This is a genomic window from Halanaerobacter jeridensis (assembly GCF_016908315.1).
Classification (GTDB): Bacteria; Bacillota; Halanaerobiia; order Halobacteroidales; family Halobacteroidaceae; genus Halanaerobacter; species Halanaerobacter jeridensis.
Genome location: NZ_JAFBDQ010000004.1, coordinates 92,780 through 114,311, shown reverse-complemented (window position 1 = coordinate 114,311; position 21,532 = coordinate 92,780). Strand labels below are relative to the sequence as shown.

Sequence of the window (21,532 nt, the reverse complement as noted above, 5' to 3'; positions counted from 1 at the left end):
TTGTAATTAAGGTATAAAAAAACAGCCCCCTATTAAGAGAGGACTGTCTAACTAAATATTTATTATTTTTTACTTTATTCTTTTAATTCAGCTAATTTTTCTTCTAACTGCTCTTTCTTTTTCGTATATTCTTCTTTCTTTTCTCGTTCTTCTTCAACTAAGTGATCCGGTGCATTATTGACAAAACCTTCATTCGCTAATTTACCTTCAGCACGATTGATTTCAAATTCCATTTCTTCAATCTCATCTTCTAAACGCTCAATTTCTTTCTCAATATTCACTAAATCAGCTAAAGGAAGAATTACCTTTACTTCACTTGTAATCGCAGTTGAAGCTTTATCAGGCTCTTCTTCTAACTCTTCAGTAATTGTTAAGTCCTCTACATTAGCTAAATCAGCAATATAATCCTGCCCTTCTTCCAAAATCTCTAGCTTTTCCGATACATCAGACGTTAAAATTGCAGTGATTTCTTTGCCAGGATTAACTTTCATTTCATTTCTGATATTTCTGATGCTTCTAATCACATCCATGACAAGTTCCATCTTCTTTTCAGCTTTGTCATTAATAGAAATACTATCTGGTTCCGGCCACTGTGCAACCATAATACTACCTTCTACACCAGGTAAATGTTCCCAAATTTCCTCCGTGATAAACGGCATCACTGGATGTAATAACTTCAAAATACTATTTAACGTATACCAAGCTACATACTGAGCAGTTTGATAAGCAGCTTTGTCTTCATCTTGGTATAATCTCGGCTTAATTAATTCAATATACCAATCACAGAATTCATTCCACACAAAGTCATATAGTTCTTGTGAAACTTGCCCAAACTGATAATCTTCTAATAAGTCAGTAATTTGTTTGATCTTCTTATTTAATCTACTTAACATCCATTGGTCGGCTAAAGTATATTTTAAGCTGCCAAAGTCAATTTCATCTATATCAAAGTCTTCCAAGTTCATCAAAGCAAAACGCGATGCATTCCACAATTTATTAGCAAAATTACGGCTTGCTTCAACTCGTTCTTCTCGATATCTAATATCATTACCAGGCGTATTACCAGTAATTAAAGTAAAGCGTAATGTGTCCGCACCAAATTGATCAATTACTTCAATTGGGTCAACACCATTACCTAATGATTTACTCATTTTTCGCCCTTGAGAGTCACGAACTAAGCCGTGAATATAAATATCTTCAAATGGTTCTTCATCTGTAAACTCTAATCCCATAAAGATCATTCGTGCTACCCAGAAGAAGATAATATCTCTTCCAGTAACTAGTACATCAGTCGGATAGAAAAAGTCTAATTCCCCATTTCCATCAGGCCAACCTAAAGTAGAAAACGGCCACAATCCAGAACTAAACCAAGTATCTAATACATCTTCATCTTGCTTCAAGTTAGTACTACCACAGGCAGGACATTCATCTGGATCTTCAGTCTGCACAATTACTTCATCACAGTCTTTACAGTACCAGACTGGAATCTGATGTCCCCACCACAACTGACGAGAAATACACCAATCACGGATGTTTTCCATCCAATTAAAGTATACTTTATCAAAGCGATCAGGAATAAAGTTAATATCGTCATTTTTAACAGCTTCAATAGCAGGTTCTGCTAAGTCATCCATTGCCACAAACCACTGCTTAGAAACTAATGGTTCAACTACTGTATCACAGCGGTAACATTGGCCCACAGAATGTTCATGTTCTTCTATCTTTTCAATCAATCCTGCAGATTTTAAATCATCAACTAATTGTGTCCGACATTCATAACGATCCATGCCTTCATATTTCCCAGCAGCTTCTGTCATCTGTGCATCATCATTAATTACTTTAATAACTTCTAAGTCATTTCTTTCGCCCATTTCAAAGTCATTTGGATCATGAGCAGGTGTTACCTTCACCATTCCTGTTCCAAATTCAGAATCAACATATTCATCTGCAATAATCTTAATTGTTCTATTTACTATTGGTACAACTACTTCTTCACCAATCAAATCTTGATAACGTTCATCATCAGGATCAACTGCTATAGCAGTATCTCCCAGCATTGTTTCAGGACGAGTTGTAGCAACTTCAATATAATCATCTTTATCTTTGAAATTATAGCGAATATGATAAAGTTTTCCTTCTTTATCTTCATGCTCTACTTCAATATCAGATAAAGTAGTATGACAGTCAGGACACCAATTAATAATATAGTCACCTTGATAAATCAATTCTTTATCATATAACTGTACAAATGCTTCTCGCACTGCTTTATTAAGATCTTCATCCATAGTAAAGCTCTCGCGTTCCCAATCACAAGAAACACCTAATTTGGTTAACTGATTAGTAATTGTATTACCATACTCTTCTTTCCAATCCCAAGCACGGTCTAAAAATCCATCACGCCCAACATCTTCTTTACTAACGCCTTCTTCTTCTCTCATTTTATTAACTACTTTAACTTCTGTAGCAATACTAGCATGATCAGTACCTGGCAACCATAATGCCTGATACCCCTGCATTCTTTTCCAACGCGTTAAAATATCTTGAAAAGTCATAGTCAAAGCATGACCAATATGTAATTCCCCCGTTACATTCGGTGGAGGCATCATAATAGTAAATGACTCTTTGTCTTCATCTACCTCGGGATGAAAATAATTCTGTTCTTCCCAATGCTCATACCATTTTTTCTCAACCTGATCTGGATTATAAGTTGTTGATAAATTTTCTTGACTCATTTTTTATATTCCCCCTTACATAATATAGTTAAACAGTAAGACAGTTAAGCAGTTAAATTCAAAACCAAAAAGCACAATCAAAAGCCAAAAAATTGCAAAATAGTACAGTCACTACCTCCACTATTAAGATAAGTCTGCCTTGCTAAAACAATCACTGCCCCCACACTTAAAGTAAGACTACTTTGGATTGAGATAAAATAATTTCGCAACGACTTCAAATCTAGTTTGATAATGTCTCTTAATGACGTCTGATAAAAAATGATTTTATCTCAATCCTGCCAGCTACACTTTAAAACAAAATCCTTCCTTAGTAACGAATACATTATTAAATCTTTATATTCACCTTTATAAAACATGTAATTGCGCAGTAAACCTTCTTCTTTAAAACCCATGCTAGTCAATAACTGCCGCGAAGCCTCATTCGGTGGTTCTACTAAAGCCTGAATCCGGTTTAATCTCATCCGTCTAAATCCAAAGCGGATAATCTCTGTCAAAGTTTCACTCATAAAGCCTTGTTCCCAATATTTAGTCCCTAATTCATAACCAACTGTTGCTCGGCAGAAGTGTTCTCTCCAATCATAAATCCCACAACTACCAATTATTTTTTCCTTTTCTTTGTGTTCTAATCCCCAGCGCAACACTCTTTGTTCTTCAAATCCATCTGAATAATTCCTAATTAATTCTTTAGCCTGGGCCAAAGAATCAAAAGGGTACAAGTTATAATATTTCATCACTTTAGGATTAGAAAAAACTTTAAACAATTCCTCAGCATCACTTAACTTTAATTTTCTCAACCTCAGCCGCTCTGTTTCCAATTCCGGGAACTCTGCAAAAACCTTATCTCTAAGCATATTGTCACCTACCATTAAATTAAAAAAACCCTTTCATCCCTGTTTAAGGACGAAAGAGCAGTTGACTTTCGCGGTGCCACCTTAATTCCTATCGGCGCTCAACTGTTAACGGTCAGTACCGATCAAACCTAATTCCATTTCAGTTTGACAGCTCCAGAGCTACTTCAATTAATATTCTACAGTCACCTCTCAGCCATTGGGTAAACCTCTCTTAAGTAGAAGAGATTAATTTACTTCTCTCTATCATTGCTTTTATCATTATTATATTCTATTTATAATAATATAATTTATTATCCAGCTTGTCAATTAAAAATTTAAAGGAACTACTACAAATATTAGTATATCCCACACAATATGAGAGATAACAACCATAGTTATTGATTTAGTCTTTAAAAAGAGATAACCCCAAAATAAGCCTGCAGTTAAAGCAGCCAATACTAATATAAAATTTCCAGTCCATAAATGAACTAATCCATAACTAAGGCTAGCAAGTATAAACCCTACTACAGGGCCAAATTCATGTACCAAATTCTGCTGCCAAAACCCACGCCAAAACAGTTCTTCTCCTGCTCCTACTACTAATAATACACCACTAATCACCAGCAAATTACTTTCCGCTTTTAACACATAAACACTCATTATCTGAGCTCGACTTCCTGCAAACAATACTTCACTAAGCTCTCTCCCCAGTACAAAAATCAAATACAAAACCACTGCTGAAATAAAGCCCCAAGTAATATCAGATAATTCAAAACTAAAATTATAACTTTGATAACTAAAAGCTATTACATTTAACACTACTATAGCTACCACTAAGCGCAGCCAAAAGTTAAACAAACTACTATTAAAAACAAAATACCACAACAAATTAACTACTATTGCAATTACCAATAAAAATGATTTTTTATCCATAATAACTCCTAACTTAATAAATTAGAACTCAATAAAGATAATACCAATAATAAACCAAATTTAAAATGCAAATTTGCAGTTTTTCTTTCCAGTTCTTCAACTTTACTTCGCCTATTTTCCTGAGAAAAAATAATAATTGCTACATTCTCTGCTGCTTGAGGAACTGTAATTAAAGTAATTAAAGCCCACAAGGGCAATACACCTCTTAAAATCAAATAACAAATTAAAAAATAAGCCAAACCCAAAAGCCAAAAATAAAGTTGGCCCGCCAATTTACGATCTAAAATATTAGCTAAAGTATTAATTCCTACTTCAGAATCATGTTCCATATCCCTTAAATCATTGCTATGTAATATAGCACTCACTAATAACGCCACTGGTAGCGAGACTAAAAAAACTCGATTATTATAACTAGCAGTCTGAACATAGTAACTAATACCTACTAAAATTGGTCCTAGCAAAATAAAAACTCCCGGCACTCCTAAAGCATAGTACTTATAATTAATTGGCCCAGCAGTATAAAAATAGCCACCTGCTATCCCTATTCCAAATATAAGAGCAATAACTAATCCCTGCTGATAAATCAAATATAGCGCCAACAAAAATGATAAGCTAAAACAAATTAATGCTGCAACACGCAATTGATAAGCTAAGATAATATCTCCTGGTACAAATCCGCTCCCCCCTGGATATTCTTTACTATCTACTCCATTACGATAATCATAATAGTCATTAATTAAATTTGTACCACTATGCAAGAGTAAAACACCAATTAAAACTACTAAAAATGAATAGTAATTAACTCTACCTAAATCAACAACTGCTAATACTGTACCTAACAACACTGGGATTATAGTAGCCGTAAAAGAAAAGGGTCTAAAAGCAGTAATCCAAACTTTTATCCTATCCATTTTTTTCCTCCTCGCCCTAAAAAAAATAAGGCCAGTAGATGTTTTAACATCTACTACCCTTAACTAGCATTAATCTATAAATTGATTAATAAATTTAAATACTTCTTTCTTTCCATCCCCAGTTTCAGCAGAAAAGAAAGTGAATTTAGTAAAATCAGTTAATTCTAATGTTTCTTTAATTAATTTCTCTTGTTTTTGACGTTTACTTTTTTTCACCTTATCAAATTTAGTAGCCACCACTAAAGTAGGAACTTTCATTTCAAGTAACCAATCATACATCATTTGATCATCATTAGTTGGTTTATGACGAGCATCAACCAATAAAATTACGCCCTCTAAATTACGTCGGTTGAATAAATAAGTTTCAATCATTGTGCCCCATTCATCTTTAACATGGTCAGGCACTTTAGCAAATCCATAACCAGGTAAATCAACAAAATAAAACTTACGATCCATTTGATAAAAGTTAATACTTTGGGTCTTTCCTGGTTTAGAACTTGTTCGAGCTAGTTTTTTATGATTAACCAACCTATTAATCAACGAAGACTTTCCTACATTAGAGCGACCTGCTAAAGCAATCTCCGGCAGCATATGACGAGGATAATCTTTTGGTTTAGTAGCACTACAAGTATACTGCGGATTATTGATCTTCATTTTCTTCTTCTTCCTCCTCGCTAAATACTGTATCTAATACTTCATCCATCTCTTCCACAAATACAAATTCTAAATCATTTTTAATTTCATCAGGTACCTTCTCTAAGTTCTTCTTATTTTCTTTGCACAGGATAATCTTCTTAATTCCAGAACGATGAGCTGCTAACACTTTACTCTTAATACCACCTACAGGTAGCACTCGACCTCTTAAAGTCACCTCACCAGTCATAGCGATTGTTCCTGAAACCGGCTGATTAGCTAAAGCAGAAACTAAAGCAGTAGCTAAAGTAATTCCTGCTGATGGTCCATCTTTTGGAATTGCTCCCTGTGGTACATGAACATGAATATCATAATCTTCATGGAAGTTATCAATAAAGTCAAACTCATCTTCTTTTGTCCGTACATAACTCAATGCTGCTTGAGCAGATTCTTTCATTACATCGCCTAACTTACCAGTTAAAGTTAATTTTCCTTCGCCTGGTACTACAGAAACCTCAATATTAAGAATATCTCCACCTGTACTAGTATAAGCTAAACCTGTAACTACTCCTACTCTGCTTTCCTCTTCAATCTTACCATATTTATATTTAGGAATTCCTAAGTATTTTTTCAGATTTCGCACATCAACTCTTGTTGGTCTTTCTTTACCATCAACGACTTTCTTAGCTGCCTTACGACAGATTTTAGCTAATGTCCGTTCTAAATTTCTTACTCCTGCTTCTCTAGTATAATTTCTAATTACATCTTTTAAAGCATTACTAGAGATATTTAGTTTATCTTCTAAACCATGATTATCATATAAATCAGGTAGTAAATGATTTTCAGCTATTTTAACTTTTTCATTCTCTGTATAACCAGAGATATTAATTGTTTCCATCCGGTCTAATAAAGGCCGCGGAATAGTATCTGCTACATTAGCAGTAGTGATAAACATGACATCTGATAAATCAAACGGAACTTCTAAATAATGATCACTAAATTCATCATTTTGCTCAGGATCCAACACTTCTAATAATGCAGCTGCTGGATCTCCTCTAAAGTCACTTTTAATCTTATCAACTTCATCAAGCAAGAAAACAGGGTTTTTAGTCCCAGCATCTTTAATCGCATTAATAATTCGTCCTGGTCTAGCTCCTACATAAGTTCTTCTATGACCTCTAATTTCAGCTTCATCACGAAGCCCACCTAAAGACAAACGGACAAATTCTCTATCTAAAGCTTCAGCAATAGAACGTCCTAAAGAAGTCTTACCTACACCAGGTGGACCAATCAAGCATAAAATTGGAGTTTTCATTTTATTACTTATCTTACGCACAGCTAAATACTCTAAAATTCTTTCTTTCACATCTTCTAGTCCATAATGATCCTCATTCAATTTATCTTCAACATTATCAAGTACCAATTTATCTTCACTATATGTGTTCCATGGTAAGTCTAAAATGGTATCCAAATAGTTTCTAACTACAACAGCTTCATTTGCCCGCGGAGGCATTTTCTTTAGTTTTTCTACTTCTTCTAAAGCTTTTTCTTCTACTTCTTCTGGCAGTTCAGCTTCTTCAATTTTTTCTCTATATTCTTCAGCTTCACTACCTCCACCACCTTCTTCACCTAACTCTTTCTTAATGGCTTTCATCTGCTCTTTTAAATAATATTCTTTCTGTCTCTTTTCAACCTGTTTTTTTACTTCACTATTAATCTTATCTTTAACTTCTAAAATTTCTAATTCTTCTTCTAAAATACCATATAAAGTTTCTAATCTTTTACGGTACGAAACAGCTTCTAAAATTTGCTGTTGTTGCTTGATCTTAACTGACATATGTGACGCAATCACATCAACTAATCTACCTGGATCTTCAATATTATTAATCGTCAGCATTACCTCTGATGGGATTTTCTCTTTCAACTTAACATAATCTTCGAACTTATTTTCTACAGTTCTCATCAGAGCTTCAACTTCTCTATCGTCCTCTTCTAACTCTTCATCTTCTACAATATCAAATTTAACTTCAAAATAAGGTTCTACTTGCTCAAATTTACTAACTCGAGCTCGTTTTAGCCCTTCTACTAAAATTTTAATAGTACCATCAGGTAATCTCATTAACTGTTTAACTTTAGCAATAGTACCCATCCGATATATATCATCAATTTCCGGATCTTCAATTTCTTCATCTTTTTGGGCAGCTAATAAAATCTCTTTATTATTAACCATAGCTTCTTCTAATGCTTCTACAGATTTATCTCTTCCAACTAATAGTGGTAGCATCATATTAGGGAAAACTACTACTCCTCTTAATGCTAACAAAGGTATACTATCACTATTTACAATTTGTGGAGTATCCCCACTACCACGACTTATTTTTTCAGTTTCTTCTCCTGTTTCAATAATAATTTCTTGATTGTTATCAACCATGTTCCCACCTCCTAATCTAAAAAACACTGTATATGTATTAGTTATTCTTTTATTCTAGTCAAATTCCTCCATTAAAAGAAAAAATTTAAACAGAAGGAACAGAAAAAGAGTCTAAATTCAAATTCAAATCACAATTTTTCCTCTGTAAAGAATCAATTAACAATGTTTCTGCAACTGCTTCTTGTAGACTATTAATTGTTACTATTTCTATTTTAGAAAATTTATCACTATTAAAAATTTCTTTCCAATTTTTTTGGGGCAACAAAATTTTTTCTGCACCAGCTCTCATAGCTGCTTCAACTTTAGGAACAATTCCACCTACTGCACTTACTTGACCATTAATTGATATCTTCCCCGTCATAGCAACTTTATTATTAACTGGCTGCCCTACTAAAACTGAATATAGAGCAACAGCCATTGTAATTCCTGCCGATGGGCCATCAACAACTGCATCATTACTAAAGTCTATATGTATATCATAGTTTCTTAAACTAATATCTAATTCTTTTTGCAATAAAGTAACTACATTTTCAGCTGAGGACTTAACCATACTCTTTCTAGTTAATTTTTTATAACGCCCCTCATGTTCTTCTTCTTCAACAACACCAGTAATATTTAAACGACCAGACCCTTCACCAACCTTGTTAACTACTACTTCAACCTTATCTACAACGCCAATATTAGCCCCTCTAACCGCTAAACCATTTACTACCCCTACTTGTGGTTCAGTAGTTAATCGATTGCTCGGCCGTGATGAATAATGACCATTCATAATTACTTTTTCTACATCAGATTCTAAAATCATTTCTCGCTCTTTCTGAGTTGCAATTCCTCTTGCAGTCTGCATCAAATTAACAGCTTGGCGACCATTAAATGCATACTGTTTAATTAAATCAATCACTCCCTCAGAAATTTTAAAGTTCATCTTTTCTACCGCATTTAAAGCAATTTTCTCTATCTCTTGAGGAGCAAGCAATTCGAAAAAAATTTCTAAACAGCGAGACCTAATTGCTGGTGGTATATCTGACGGTTGTTTAGTAGTCGCAGCAATTAATCTAAAATCAGCTGGTAAACCATTTTGAAAAATATCATGAATATGACGCGGAATATTTTTATCATCAGCATGATAATAGGAACTCTCTAAAAAGACTTTTCTATCTTCTAATACTTTAAGTAATTTATTCATTTGAATGTGATGTAATTCACCTATCTCATCTATAAATAAAATCCCACCATGAGCTTTAGTTACAGCACCTGGCTTAGGTTGAGGAATTCCAGCGCTACCCATTGCTCCCGCTACTTGATAAATTGGATCATGTACTGAACCAATCAATGGATCAGCAATGCCCCGCTCATCAAAGCGAGCAGTTGTAGCATCTAATTCAACAAATCTAGAATTATCATTAAAAGGTGAATCATAGTTTCTTCTAGCTTCTTCTAAGACTAATCTAGCTGCAGCAGTTTTACCAACACCTGGAGGCCCATAAATAATAACATGCTGTGGATTTGGCCCACATAAAGCTGCTTGTAAAGCTTCAATCCCATTTTCTTGGCCTACTATTTCTGAAAAAGATTTTGGTCTTAGCTTTTCAGATAGTGGTTTGGTTAAAGAACGTTGTCTCATCATATGTAGTTTTTGCAGTTCTTTTTTAGACTCCTTTTTAATAGCTCGTTTACTACTTCTTTGCTTACTGAGCAAATTCCAAAAATAAAGTCCAATCACTACAGCAAAGAAAAATTGAATCAAACTAAAAATACTAAATAATGAAGTCATTAAAATCCCCCCCTAGAACAAATTCTTAATTAGTATATCCTAAAGGGGAATTTTTATGATAATAAAATATATTTAACTAAAAAAATGACTTCAAACAAAGAAGAAACTGCTTAGATTAAGCAGTTTCTTCTCGCTGTTCATCCACTTTAATCAGCTTTGGACTTTCTCCATCTTCAATTACTTCCCGACTAATAATACACTTACTTACATCATCATGAGATGGAATATCATACATAATATCTAAAATAGATTCTTCTACTACAGACCTTAGTCCTCGTGCTCCAGTATCATGTTCTAAAGTCTTCTCAGCAATAGCTTCTAATGCCCCTTCTGAGAATTCTATATCAACGTTATCTAATTCAAAGAATTTTTCGTACTGCTTAATTAACGCATTACGTGGTTGCGTTAAAATTTCTACTAAAGCATCTTTATCTAATTTATCAAGTGTAACTAGAACCGGAACTCGTCCTACAAATTCTGGGATTAATCCATACTGTAATAAATCTTGAGATTTAATATGCTTTAAAATTTCTCCTAATTCTTCCTCTTCTTCGCTCTTAATGTCAGCTCCAAACCCAAGTACTTTATTACCAATTCTAGATTTAATAACTTTATCCATACCATCAAAAGCTCCACCACAAATAAATAATATATTTGTAGTATCAATTTGAATAAACTCTTGATGAGGATGTTTTCTTCCCCCTTGTGGTGGTACACTTGCTTCAGTTCCTTCTAAGATTTTCAATAAAGCTTGCTGAACACCCTCGCCAGATACATCACGAGTGATTGATGGATTTTCTGACTTGCGAGCTACTTTATCAATCTCATCAATGTAAATAATACCTTTTTCAGCTTTCTCAACATCATAATCAGCTGCTTGAATTAATTTTAATAAAATATTCTCTACATCTTCACCTACATATCCTGCTTCGGTTAGAGAAGTAGCATCCGCTATAGCAAATGGTACATCTAAAATTCTAGCTAGAGTTCTAGCTAATAGCGTTTTACCGCTACCTGTCGGTCCAAGCATACAAATATTACTCTTCTCTAATTCAACATCATCTAACTGCATTCCAGAATTAACTCTTTTATAATGATTATAAACAGCAACTGCTAATGTTCTTTTAGCACGATCCTGTCCAATAACATAATCATCCAAAAAGTCATTTATTTCTTTAGGCTTAGGCAAATTTTCAAAGTCTGCTTCAAAATCTTCATTTAATTCTTCTTCTATAATTTCATTACACAATTCAATACATTCATCACAAATATAAACTCCAGGGCCTGCTACTAACTTTTGCACTTGGTCTTGAACTTTACCACAAAATGAACATTTTAATTGACCCTGCTCGTCACCAAATTTAAACATCGAATCACCTCTTTAGTAATCTACTCTTCTATATCGTTTTGGTGAGAAATAACCTCATCAATGATACCATATTCTTGAGCTTCTTCAGCTGACATAAAGAAGTCTCTATCTACATCTTTAGCAATCTTTTCTACTGGCTGTCCAGTGTGTTCAGCAAGAATATCATTCAAGATTTCTCTTAATTCTAGAATTTCTTGGGCTTGTATCTCAATATCTGTAGCTTGACCTTGAGCGCCGCCTTTAGGTTGATGAATCATAACTCTTGCATAAGGTAAAGCATAACGCTTACCATCTGCACCCCCTGCTAACAATAAGGCAGCAGCACTAGCACCAAGCCCCATACAGATAGTTGATACATCTGGCTTAACATACTGAATTGTATCGTACATAGCCAAGGCAGATGTTACTGAACCACCAGGACTATTGATATATATATAAATATCCTTATCCGGATCATCTGCTTCTAAAAACAACAACTGGGCTATCACAGTATTAGCCACGTCATCATCAATTGCTTTTCCAATGAAAATAATTCTATCTTTTAATAATCTTGAATAAATATCATATGATCTTTCGCCTCTATTTGTCTGTTCTACAACCGTAGGCACTAAATTCATATTTTAGCCTCCCTAATTATATCTATACCCAGCTTTTCTTTTTTCTAAACATTAATTATTATCTTTTAAAAACTCCATAGTTTTTTCCATTTGCAATCCATCTTTAAGTTGGTCTAACTGACCTTGCATTTGTAAAAATGCTTTAATCTGTTCCGGATCTTGATCTTGACCTTGATTTTTCGCAATTTCTTCTACTTTTTCATCAATTTCTTCTTCAGTTACTTCAATTCCTTCTTCTTCTGCAATTGCTTCTAGTACTAAATTACTTTTAGTTCTTTCAGCCGCTTGCCCACGGAAATTATCTCGTAATGCTTCTTCATCCATACCTGTCATTTCTAAATATTCATCAAAGTCAAAACCTTGCTGCTGCATCTGCATTTTTTGTCCTTCTAACATATTATCAATTTCTTCTTCAACCATTACTTCTGGTACATCAACTTCTGCATTTTCTACTGCAGCTTCAACTAATTGATTTTCATAAGCTCTATCTGCTTTTTCTTCTGCTTCAGCAGCTAAATCTTCTTCAATATCAGATTTTAGTTCATCTAAAGTTTCAAAACCTAAATCTTTAGCGAATTCATCATCTAATTCAGGCACTTCTTTTCTTTTAATATCTTTCACTTTGACTTCAAATTCAGCATCCTCGCCTGCTAAATCATCTGATTGATAATTCTCAGGGAACGTAATTTCTACAGTAGTTTCTGCACCTACTTCAACTCCAGTTAACTGCTCTTCAAATCCAGGTACAAAACTTTCAGAACCAATCTCTAAATTATAATCTTCTGCAGAACCACCTTCAAAAGTCTCACCATCTACATAGCCTTCATAATCTATAGTAACAAAGTCACCTTCTTCAACAACTTCACGATCTACTCCTACTAATTGAGCATGCTCTTGTCTTTTTGCTTCTAACTCTTGCTCAATATCTTCAGCTTCTACTGTTACTTCTTCTGGCTCAACCTCTAATTCAGTATAGTTTCCTAATTCAACATCTGGCTTAACTTCTACTTCAGCAGTAAAAGTAGCAGGTTCTCCTCCTTGAATATGAGCATCAGTAATCTCTGGTTGATCAATTGGTTCAATATCTGCCTCTTGAACTGCTTCATAATAACCTTGTTGAATTAGAATATCAAGAGCATCTTTATGTAATACTTCTTCGCCATATCTCTTTTCTAATAAAGTTCTTGGCACCTTACCTTTTCTAAATCCATCAATATCTACTTTTTTAACTACCTTTTTGTATGCTTCGTCTAATGCATCTTCAACTCTTTCTTCTTCAATTTCTACCTCTAATTTTACTTTGTTTTCTCCAATTTCTTCTTTATTTACTTTCATTTTAACATCCTCCCTTTTTAAAAAACAAAAACCGAATTCCTATTACAGGTTATTCTTAACTTTATCACATAATTAGCACTTAATCAACTGCATTTTATTTCTAATTCAACATTTAATAGTATAAGTAAAATGAAACTATAGGTCAAAATTAATATCAACGATTACAGTTGTTTAAATATTATATACTGTATTAATCTATCTTATACTATGCTATGCTTCAATTTTCATTATTAAAACAATCAACATGTTTATAATCAATATCATCGCCTTTGATCTCTAACAACCCATAACTAGGTGCTTTATTATCTCGAGGGCGAGAAATGCTCCCCGGATTAAAAAATAAAATATCATCTTGTTGCTGCGCCAAACGACGGTGCGTATGACCGAAAATAACTATATCTGCTTTTACTTCCCGGGCTTTATAATATAAGTTATCCAATCCCCACTTAATACGATATCTTTTTCCATGAGCTAAAAATATTCTTACCCCTCCAAAATCTATTGTTCTTTCCCGAGGATAATCAGCCACATGATCACAATTACCTTGCACTGCTAATAAATCACACTCACTCTCACTAATTATTACACTATTTAAAACCCGCTCTAAACCATCACCAGCATATATCAAATAATCTACTTCCTCTAAATCCTGAACAGTCTTCTCCATCGCTTTTATATTATTATGAGCATCACTAAATACAGCTAATTTCATTATAGACCCCTATCCAATAATAATTTTTTCATTTTCTCTAGTGCTTGAGCGCGATGACTGATTTTATTTTTTACTTTACTATCTAATTGAGCAAAAGTTTTTCGATATCCATCAGGAATAAATAATGGATCATAACCAAATCCATTATCTCCACGAGGTTCAAACCCAATTTCTCCATGACATTGTCCTTCCACAATTTCCTCAGACCCTGCTTCATCAACAAAAGCCATCATACAAACAAAATGAGCTCGACGTCGATTATCTTCTACACCACTCAATAACCCTAATAATTTTCTATTATTCTCTTTATCAGTTGCATTCTTTCCTGCAAAACGAGCTGAATAAACACCAGGTCGCCCATCTAAGGCATCAACTGCTAACCCTGAATCATCAGCTATAGTTGGCAACCCTACTTGTTGCTGAATAACTTTAGCCTTTTTTAATGCATTTCCAGCAAAACTACCTCTATCCTCTTCTACTTCTGGTAATTCTCCTACATCTTCTTTAGATAATATTTCAACATCAAGGTCTCCTAACATTTCTTTCATCTCTCTTACTTTATTTAAATTACTAGTAGCAATAAATAATTTCAATCCTAATCCCCCTTATGTTTCTTTTCCTCCTAAGGCTTCTTTTTGAATCTTAATTAATTCTTTAATCCCTTTAGTTCCTAACTCAAGCAATTCAGTTAATTGCTCTTGACTAAAAGGGCTTTCTTCTCCAGTACCTTGGATTTCAATTATCTCTTCATTTTCAGTCATCACTAAATTCAAATCTACTTGAGCATTAGAATCTTCGTCATAACATAAATCTAATAATAAGTCTTCTTCTACAATCCCCACACTAACTGCTGCTACAAATTCATCAATCGGCATTTTATCAATTAATCCTTTATCAAGCATATAATTTAATGCATCAATTAAAGCTACAAAAGCTCCAGTAATAGATGCAGTTCTAGTCCCACCATCTGCTTGAATTACATCACAATCAATCCAAATTGTTTTTTCCCCTAACACATCTAAATCAATAATTGATCGTAGTGACCGACCTATCAACCTTCTGATTTCTTGAGTCCGACTACTTAATTTTCTCTTTGATGATTCCCGAACATTTCTGCTTTCTGTTGCCCGTGGTAGCATTGCATATTCAGCTGTAACCCAACCTTGATTCTTACCTCTTAAAAAATACGGCACTCCATCTTCAACTGAAGCATTACAAATAACTTTTGTATCGCCAGTTTCTATCAAAACAGAACCTTCAGCATATTTAGTAAAATCTCGCGTAATATTAATTTCTCGTAATTGATCATTATCTTTTCTGCCGTCTGCTCTTGTCATCTTAACCTCTCCTTTAATTGCACCTTCTAAGTGATCTTTTATTTGTACAGATAGTTCCACTTTGCATCTACTCCTCTCTTAGTCTGTAGAAATATACTATTATCTATTATACAAATTTTTACCAGTGCTATCTATAACACAAACAAGAGGCAGATTTTTTACTCTTAATTTCCTCACTGCTTCTGTTCCTAAATCAGGATAAGCAATAACTTTCATCTCTTTTATTCTTTCGCTGATTAAGGCTGCTGCTCCTCCAGTTGCTGCTAAATAAACTGCACCTTCTTCTTTCATAGTATCCATTACTTTCTGATTTCTATTCCCTTTCCCAATCATTATTTTTAAGCCATTTTTTAATAATTGAGGCGTAAAAGGATCCATTCGATAACTAGTAGTAGGACCAGCTGAGCCAATCACTTCACCTGGTTTAGCTGGAGCTGGGCCAACATAATAAAGCGCCGCCCCTTGCATATCAAAAGGCAGGTCTCGTCCCTGATTTAATGCTTCAATTAATCGTTCATGAGCTGCATCGCGAGCAGTATAAACAACTCCTGATAGTTTTATTTTATCTCCAGCTTTCAAATTTCTTATTTCAGATTCAGTAACTGGAGTTTCCAATTTTATTTCAGCCATTATGAATTCTACTCCCTTCTCAATTAATTTCACTTATGTATGTTTTACTAATTCAACAATTACAATAATATAACAGTTAAGTTTTTCAGGCCATTAAAACTATATTTAATTTAGATTTAGCAGTACCAAATCTCTACAGTACTTTGCTCATAGCTGACAGTTTATAATACCACTGTTTTATGTCGTGCTACATGACAATTAATATTAACTACTACTGGTAATCCAGCAATATGAGTTGGATATTCTTCAATATTAACAGCTAGAGCCGTCGTCTTACCGCCTAAACCTTGAGGGCCAACTCCAGTCTCATTGACAGCATTTAATATTTCCTCTTCTAAAGATTTATATTTAGGGTCAGAGTTATGTTCTCCAATATCTCGCAGCAGTGATTTTTTAGCTAATAAAGCCGCTTTATCTAATGTTCCACCAACACCTACTCCTACAACTATTGGCGGGCAGGGATTAGGTCCAGCTTCTTCTACCACCTGTACCACAAAATCCTTTACTTTTTCTGCTCCCGCTGTAGGATTAAACATCTTCATCTGACTCATGTTTTCACTACCAAATCCTTTAGGAGCCACAGTGATCTTTAACTCATCGCCTGGTACAATTGTAGTATGGATTACTGCTGGAGTATTATCTTCAGTATTCTTTCTCTCAATTAACGGGTCACTGACCACAGATTTACGTAAATACCCTTCTTGATATCCCTTTTTAACTCCTTCATTAACCGCAGCAGTTACATCATCACCTACTATATTTACATCCTGACCTAATTCTAAAAATACTACAGCCATTCCCGTATCTTGACAAATTGGAACTTCCTTTTCTTGAGCAATTTCAGCATTTTGTATTAACTGTTCTAAAATTTCTTGAGCTACTTCAGACTCCTCGGCTGCTAATGATTCTTTATAAGCTCGAATTACATCCTGACCTAAATTATAATTAGTCTCTTTACATAATCGCGCTACAGCTTTAGTTATCTCCTCTGCTTCTATAGTTCTCATCCGATTATTTTCCTCCTATTCAATAAATATTATTCCCTTAATACATTTTAGCAAATATATTTCAATAATCAAAATATTATCTACTAGCTAGTGGCTAGTAGTAAATTCAAAACCAAAAAACAGTTCATAGCTTTGAATTATTGAATACTAGGTTAATATTTTAGGTTTTGAATTTGATTTTATGTTTTTAACTACTAGCTCCTAGCTACTTACTTCTATCTATACTTTATATTCTGTTAACACCTTAGTAATTTCTACATCAAAATAAACCTGAGGCACCTCTGATTCAATTTCTACTAAATCATAGGTAGAAGCAAGGTGAGTCAAAAGCAGTTTATTAACACCTGCTCTAGCTCCAAATTGAACAGCCTCCCCAACTGTCATATGGCCTAAAGAACGTTTATCTTTATCTTTCTCTAGCAAACTAGCCTCTGCTAATAACATATCAATTCCAGTGAAAAAATCTACTAGTTGAGCATCTAATGCAGTATCTGCAGTATACCCTAACATTGAAGTTGAATCACAAATTTTAATTCCTAAACACTCTTTAGAATGAGTGGTAGGATGAAAACAAGCTTTTAATTTTTCAAAATCCAATTGAGATTCAGAATTTATCTCCTGCAAATGAAATTCTTCTCCCACTTTAGTCCGAATAAAGTCTAACTCTTCACTTTCGTCAAAAGGAAGATAAACAGCTAAAGCTTCATCTCTATAGCCATTATTAAGGGCCAACGTAATTGCATGGTGAAGAGGTAACAAATCCAAAAAATGATCTAAATGCAAATGTGATATAATTACAGCATCTAACTCATGACAGGGAATTATCTTCTGTAAATTATGCAGAGTATCAGGACCCACATCAAGTAAAATATTCTTATCTTCGTTTTGTACTAAATAACTAGATCCTCCACTAGACTGAGTTGGATAGGGAGACCGATTACCTAACACAGTTACTTTCATCTCTATCACTCCTAATCAATATAGTTTTGAGCAACTTTCAATGCTTCAGCTCGTGTAGTAATTTCACCTTGCGCCTGTAACTTTTCAATTTCAGCTAGAACCTCGCCAATTTTTGGGCCCTCAGCTAAGTTTAGTTCCTCTATTAAATCATTCCCATTAATTAACTGTTCCTTACTTTGCTCTATGAACTTTTCTTTATCAGCAATTAACTGGCGGAGAAATTCTAAGAAACCTGCCATTTCTTGAGTGCGATTATTCAATTTAGCAGTACTTGATTTATCAGCAGCCGCAACTAAAGAAATATCTTCTACAACGTCCGCTCCTATTTTAAAAAATCTATATTTACCTTTAAAAGTTAAATTATCGGCCTGATATAAAGAGAAGGGACGCATATGATAACGTACTAATTTAAATATATAATTTATTTCTTGATTGCTAAAAGTCAATTCTTTTAAAAGGGAACGCAATCTTTTAGCCCCCACTTTTTCATGTCCATAAAAATGTATTTTACCATCAATTTTTTCTTTAGTAAACAACTTACCATAATCATGTAATAAAACTGCTATTTTTAAGAGGGGAATATTATCTTTATTTATTTTATTAATCCAATAACCTTTGCTTAACATATTTTCTACTTCTTTTATTGCTGCTAAAGAATGTGTCCACACATCTTCTTGATGATACTCACAAGCACCAATTTCTTGTAATTCTTCAATCTGAGGTATCAAAGTGGACATAATTCCTATATTTTGCAGATGATTTATACTTTCAGCTGCATTTGAATAAGAACAAATAAGTTGTAATTCTGTATTAATTCGTTCATTAGCTACTTCTGTTATTTTAGAAGAGGCTTCTAAAGCTAAGTCTTCAGTCATTTCTGTAATCTCAAAATTAAATTGAGCTTTAAATCTAATCATCCTTAATATTCGCAGAGGATCATCTGTAAAACTGCTCTTGTTAACTACTCTCAAAGACCCTTGCTCTAAATCTTCTAAACCATCCCAAGGGTCAATCCAATTCTGTTCAGGAAAAACTGCATCATCTAATTTTAAGGCTATAGCATTAATAGTAAAATCACGGCGGCTTAAATCATCTATTATTGTTTCTCCCCTTAAAGGGCTAAAATCATAAATTAAATCAGCCGTAACTACTCGATACATCGAACGTTGCTCATCTAAAACTACAAAGCTCCCATCCATTCTGGCAGCAAATTTTTGAGCAACTTCCTTAGTTGGCCCTGCAACTACTAAGTCAATATCTTTTAACTCTTCCTCTAATAAATAATCACGAATTACTCCTCCAACTAAATATATTGTTCCTGCTAAATCAGTCATCTGATTTTTTATTTCTTTTAACTTCATCTTTTTCACCTCATCAGATAAATAAAAAAGACTCCAGAATTACTGGAATCTTTATTAAACACTATCTACTTTATTCCTTACAATCTTTACAATAACCATAAAACTTCATTTTATGTTCTGTAACTTCAAAATTATATTCTTGTTGCAAATTCTGTTCAAAGTCTTCCAAAATCTCATCATTAAATTCAATTATTTTATTGCAATTCAAACAAATTAAATGGTGATGATGAGCCCCTTCTCCTTCTACTTCATATCTTTTTCTTTCTTCATCAAAATCCAATTCCTGTACTAAACCTAATTCACAAAACAATTCCAAAGTACGATAGACAGTTGCTAATCCTATCCCTGGATTATCTTCTTTTAAAATCTCATAGATATCCTCAGCACTCAAGTGTTCACCTTGACTATCAAGCAATACCTTTAAAATTTGTTTGCGCTGCGAAGTTAACTTATAGTTATTAGCAGCTAGAATATTTTTTAAACTATTTAAATCAGCCATAATTTCACCTACTAAAGTATGAATTTACTTTAATTATAACGTACCTTTACATTAAGTGTCAACATTAGCAACATAAAATTTATAAAAGCCCACAATTAATGTGGGCTCAATAATTAATTTAACAGACTTAAAATCAGACTAGAAACTTTATCTACAATCTGTGCAAATTCCTGATCAAGTAATTTAGATAGCTTTTTCCCCCAGTCATCACTAAAAATTCCAATCGTCACAATTAGCATCTCTTTCATAAATTCTGCTTCAGGTACTTTAAGCGTCAAATAATTAAATTCTCCTGGCTGAATTCCTTCATCACTCGTATCTAAAATCAAAACTTTATCTGCTTTTATATCCTGTAGCATCTCATATAAATCTCTACCGTTTTTACCAGCATAGATAAAACTAACATCCATCCAAGTGAAAGCTTCTCGTAAAGCATCTAAAAGGTAGACAGCTAATCCTCTATCCTGCTTACGCACATCTCCTATACCTAATACTGCTAATTCACAGGACACTTTACCACCTTATTTCTTATAAGATCTTTTTTATATTATAATTATTTTCAATTTGCTAAAAAATATTCATTAAATTTTATTCAAATTTTCACTATTTATCCAATTCTCTAATAGCTTTTAAGGCGGCTAACTGTCCTTCTCCTACAGCTTTTGCTAACTGCCAAGGTTCTCCTGCACAATCTCCAGCAGCATAAACACCATCTACACTAGTTTCATAATTTTCATCAATTTTAATGTGTAAACCATCTAATTCTAATCCTGGTACTACTTCAGATGGAGGTACACTATCTCTTAAAATAAAGGCAGCAGCAACTTCATATTCTCCCGTATCTAATTGAACTTTATTGACTGTATCTTCACCTTTTATCTCTTCTGGATTTCCTTCAATTATGTCAATTCTATCATCTAAATGTTCTATTTCATCATATTGGGGAACATAATAAACAGTATCACAGACATCTGCTAAAAAGTTAGCTTCTTCCTCATGATGAGCGCTTTCACTAATTACTATTACATCTTGACCTTCATATAACTTACCATCACAGGTTGCACAATAACTTACACCTTTTCCTACATAATCTGCTTCACCATCAATTTCAGCTTTTTGATTAACTCCTACTGTTAAAATTAATTTCTTTGCTTCATAATTTTCACTATTAGTAGTTAACATTACCTTATCGCCCATTGGATAAGCTTTAACTACTTTTTCATTAATCACCGGAATATTTTCATCTTCAATATGAGAGATGAATTTTTCTGCCAATTCAGGACCAGTTATATCACTAAAACCTAAATAATTTCTAATATGGGGAGATATATCAACTTTACTTACTAATTGACCACTTTCAAAAATAACCACATCTTTATTTCTTGCTCGAGCATTCACAGCTGCTGACATACCAGCAGGCCCACCGCCAACAATTGCTAAATCATATACTTCTTCTGTCAT

General features: G+C 33.7%; 20 protein-coding genes and 1 other annotated feature. All 20 genes read right to left on the bottom strand.

Annotation, left to right across the window (positions count from 1 at the left end):
- Positions 1-74: 74 nt before the first annotated feature.
- The 20 genes from JOC47_RS04915 to JOC47_RS04820 all read right to left on the bottom strand — a co-directional run bounded on the left by JOC47_RS04915 (position 75) and on the right by JOC47_RS04820 (position 21,532).
- Positions 75-2,732, bottom strand: coding sequence for a valine--tRNA ligase (locus JOC47_RS04915; protein WP_204700868.1), 2,658 nt, complete (start codon positions 2,730-2,732; stop codon positions 75-77).
- 269 nt (positions 2,733-3,001) lie between these two features.
- Positions 3,002-3,583, bottom strand: a complete 582-nt coding sequence (locus tag JOC47_RS04910; RefSeq protein ID WP_204700867.1) for a GNAT family N-acetyltransferase — start codon at positions 3,581-3,583, stop codon at positions 3,002-3,004.
- A gap of 42 nt (positions 3,584-3,625) precedes the next feature.
- Positions 3,626-3,839, bottom strand: a binding site (T-box leader).
- Positions 3,840-3,889: 50 nt separating this feature from the next.
- The gene (locus tag JOC47_RS04905; protein WP_204700866.1) at positions 3,890-4,495 is read right to left on the bottom strand and encodes a CPBP family intramembrane glutamic endopeptidase; all 606 of its coding nucleotides are present in this window, start codon (positions 4,493-4,495) and stop codon (positions 3,890-3,892) included.
- Positions 4,496-4,503: 8 nt separating this feature from the next.
- Complete coding sequence (locus JOC47_RS04900; RefSeq protein WP_204700865.1) at positions 4,504-5,406, bottom strand: prenyltransferase; 903 nt, start codon at positions 5,404-5,406, stop codon at positions 4,504-4,506.
- A 69-nt stretch (positions 5,407-5,475) separates the two neighbouring features.
- Complete coding sequence (gene yihA, locus JOC47_RS04895; protein ID WP_204700864.1) at positions 5,476-6,060, bottom strand: ribosome biogenesis GTP-binding protein YihA/YsxC; 585 nt, start codon at positions 6,058-6,060, stop codon at positions 5,476-5,478.
- Entirely contained in the window at positions 6,047-8,470 is a 2,424-nt protein-coding gene (gene lon, locus JOC47_RS04890; protein ID WP_204700863.1) for an endopeptidase La, read from the bottom strand. Before lon ends, yihA begins: the two co-directional genes overlap by 14 nt.
- Before the next feature lie 85 nt (positions 8,471-8,555).
- Positions 8,556-10,244: an ATP-dependent protease LonB gene (lonB, locus tag JOC47_RS04885; RefSeq protein WP_204700862.1), complete on the bottom strand. Its 1,689-nt coding sequence runs from the start codon at positions 10,242-10,244 to the stop codon at positions 8,556-8,558.
- Positions 10,245-10,359: 115 nt separating this feature from the next.
- Positions 10,360-11,613 (bottom strand): ATP-dependent Clp protease ATP-binding subunit ClpX, encoded by a 1,254-nt coding sequence (clpX, locus tag JOC47_RS04880; protein WP_204700861.1) that lies wholly within the window; start codon positions 11,611-11,613, stop codon positions 10,360-10,362.
- Positions 11,614-11,633: 20 nt separating this feature from the next.
- Positions 11,634-12,230: an ATP-dependent Clp endopeptidase proteolytic subunit ClpP gene (clpP, locus tag JOC47_RS04875; RefSeq protein WP_204700860.1), complete on the bottom strand. Its 597-nt coding sequence runs from the start codon at positions 12,228-12,230 to the stop codon at positions 11,634-11,636.
- Between the two features lie 51 nt (positions 12,231-12,281).
- Positions 12,282-13,565, bottom strand: a complete 1,284-nt coding sequence (gene tig / locus JOC47_RS04870) for a trigger factor (RefSeq protein ID WP_204700859.1) — start codon at positions 13,563-13,565, stop codon at positions 12,282-12,284.
- Positions 13,566-13,782: 217 nt separating this feature from the next.
- Entirely contained in the window at positions 13,783-14,277 is a 495-nt protein-coding gene (locus JOC47_RS04865) for a metallophosphoesterase family protein (RefSeq protein WP_204700858.1), read from the bottom strand.
- Positions 14,277-14,870, bottom strand: coding sequence for an XTP/dITP diphosphatase (locus JOC47_RS04860; protein WP_204700857.1), 594 nt, complete (start codon positions 14,868-14,870; stop codon positions 14,277-14,279). Before JOC47_RS04860 ends, JOC47_RS04865 begins: the two co-directional genes overlap by 1 nt.
- A 12-nt stretch (positions 14,871-14,882) precedes the next feature.
- Positions 14,883-15,614, bottom strand: coding sequence for a ribonuclease PH (gene rph / locus JOC47_RS04855; protein ID WP_204701069.1), 732 nt, complete (start codon positions 15,612-15,614; stop codon positions 14,883-14,885).
- A gap of 99 nt (positions 15,615-15,713) precedes the next feature.
- Positions 15,714-16,244, bottom strand: coding sequence for a Fe-S-containing hydro-lyase (locus JOC47_RS04850; protein WP_204700856.1), 531 nt, complete (start codon positions 16,242-16,244; stop codon positions 15,714-15,716).
- A gap of 161 nt (positions 16,245-16,405) precedes the next feature.
- Positions 16,406-17,251, bottom strand: coding sequence for a fumarate hydratase (locus JOC47_RS04845; protein ID WP_204700855.1), 846 nt, complete (start codon positions 17,249-17,251; stop codon positions 16,406-16,408).
- A 219-nt stretch (positions 17,252-17,470) separates the two neighbouring features.
- Positions 17,471-18,211, bottom strand: a complete 741-nt coding sequence (locus JOC47_RS04840; RefSeq protein ID WP_204700854.1) for an MBL fold metallo-hydrolase — start codon at positions 18,209-18,211, stop codon at positions 17,471-17,473.
- A gap of 11 nt (positions 18,212-18,222) precedes the next feature.
- Positions 18,223-19,572 (bottom strand): HD domain-containing protein, encoded by a 1,350-nt coding sequence (locus JOC47_RS04835; protein ID WP_204700853.1) that lies wholly within the window; start codon positions 19,570-19,572, stop codon positions 18,223-18,225.
- Positions 19,573-19,642: 70 nt separating this feature from the next.
- Positions 19,643-20,071, bottom strand: coding sequence for a Fur family transcriptional regulator (locus tag JOC47_RS04830; RefSeq protein ID WP_204700852.1), 429 nt, complete (start codon positions 20,069-20,071; stop codon positions 19,643-19,645).
- A 113-nt stretch (positions 20,072-20,184) separates the two neighbouring features.
- The gene (locus tag JOC47_RS04825; protein ID WP_204700851.1) at positions 20,185-20,583 is read right to left on the bottom strand and encodes a hypothetical protein; all 399 of its coding nucleotides are present in this window, start codon (positions 20,581-20,583) and stop codon (positions 20,185-20,187) included.
- A 91-nt stretch (positions 20,584-20,674) separates the two neighbouring features.
- Complete coding sequence (locus JOC47_RS04820) at positions 20,675-21,532, bottom strand: NAD(P)/FAD-dependent oxidoreductase (protein WP_204700850.1); 858 nt, start codon at positions 21,530-21,532, stop codon at positions 20,675-20,677.

Bases quoted from the DNA above. Each gene is read 5' to 3' on its own strand.
- clpX (WP_204700861.1), bottom strand. From the start codon at position 11,613: ATGTTTAAATTTGGTGACGAGCAGGGTCAATTAAAATGTTCATTTTGT.
- rph (WP_204701069.1), bottom strand. From the start codon at position 15,614: ATGACAAGAGCAGACGGCAGAAAAGATAATGATCAATTACGAGAAATT.
- JOC47_RS04835 (WP_204700853.1), bottom strand. From the start codon at position 19,572: ATGAAGTTAAAAGAAATAAAAAATCAGATGACTGATTTAGCAGGAACA.
- yihA (WP_204700864.1), bottom strand. From the start codon at position 6,060: ATGAAGATCAATAATCCGCAGTATACTTGTAGTGCTACTAAACCAAAA.
- JOC47_RS04905 (WP_204700866.1), bottom strand. From the start codon at position 4,495: ATGGATAAAAAATCATTTTTATTGGTAATTGCAATAGTAGTTAATTTG.
- JOC47_RS04850 (WP_204700856.1), bottom strand. From the start codon at position 16,244: ATGGCTGAAATAAAATTGGAAACTCCAGTTACTGAATCTGAAATAAGA.
- JOC47_RS04845 (WP_204700855.1), bottom strand. From the start codon at position 17,251: ATGAGAACTATAGAAGCAGAGGAGATAACTAAAGCTGTAGCGCGATTA.
- JOC47_RS04915 (WP_204700868.1), bottom strand. From the start codon at position 2,732: ATGAGTCAAGAAAATTTATCAACAACTTATAATCCAGATCAGGTTGAG.
- JOC47_RS04830 (WP_204700852.1), bottom strand. From the start codon at position 20,071: ATGGCTGATTTAAATAGTTTAAAAAATATTCTAGCTGCTAATAACTAT.
- JOC47_RS04910 (WP_204700867.1), bottom strand. From the start codon at position 3,583: ATGCTTAGAGATAAGGTTTTTGCAGAGTTCCCGGAATTGGAAACAGAG.
- JOC47_RS04900 (WP_204700865.1), bottom strand. From the start codon at position 5,406: ATGGATAGGATAAAAGTTTGGATTACTGCTTTTAGACCCTTTTCTTTT.
- JOC47_RS04840 (WP_204700854.1), bottom strand. From the start codon at position 18,211: ATGAAAGTAACTGTGTTAGGTAATCGGTCTCCCTATCCAACTCAGTCT.
- JOC47_RS04865 (WP_204700858.1), bottom strand. From the start codon at position 14,277: ATGAAATTAGCTGTATTTAGTGATGCTCATAATAATATAAAAGCGATG.
- JOC47_RS04820 (WP_204700850.1), bottom strand. From the start codon at position 21,532: ATGACAGAAGAAGTATATGATTTAGCAATTGTTGGCGGTGGGCCTGCT.
- clpP (WP_204700860.1), bottom strand. From the start codon at position 12,230: ATGAATTTAGTGCCTACGGTTGTAGAACAGACAAATAGAGGCGAAAGA.
- lonB (WP_204700862.1), bottom strand. From the start codon at position 10,244: ATGACTTCATTATTTAGTATTTTTAGTTTGATTCAATTTTTCTTTGCT.
- lon (WP_204700863.1), bottom strand. From the start codon at position 8,470: ATGGTTGATAACAATCAAGAAATTATTATTGAAACAGGAGAAGAAACT.
- tig (WP_204700859.1), bottom strand. From the start codon at position 13,565: ATGAAAGTAAATAAAGAAGAAATTGGAGAAAACAAAGTAAAATTAGAG.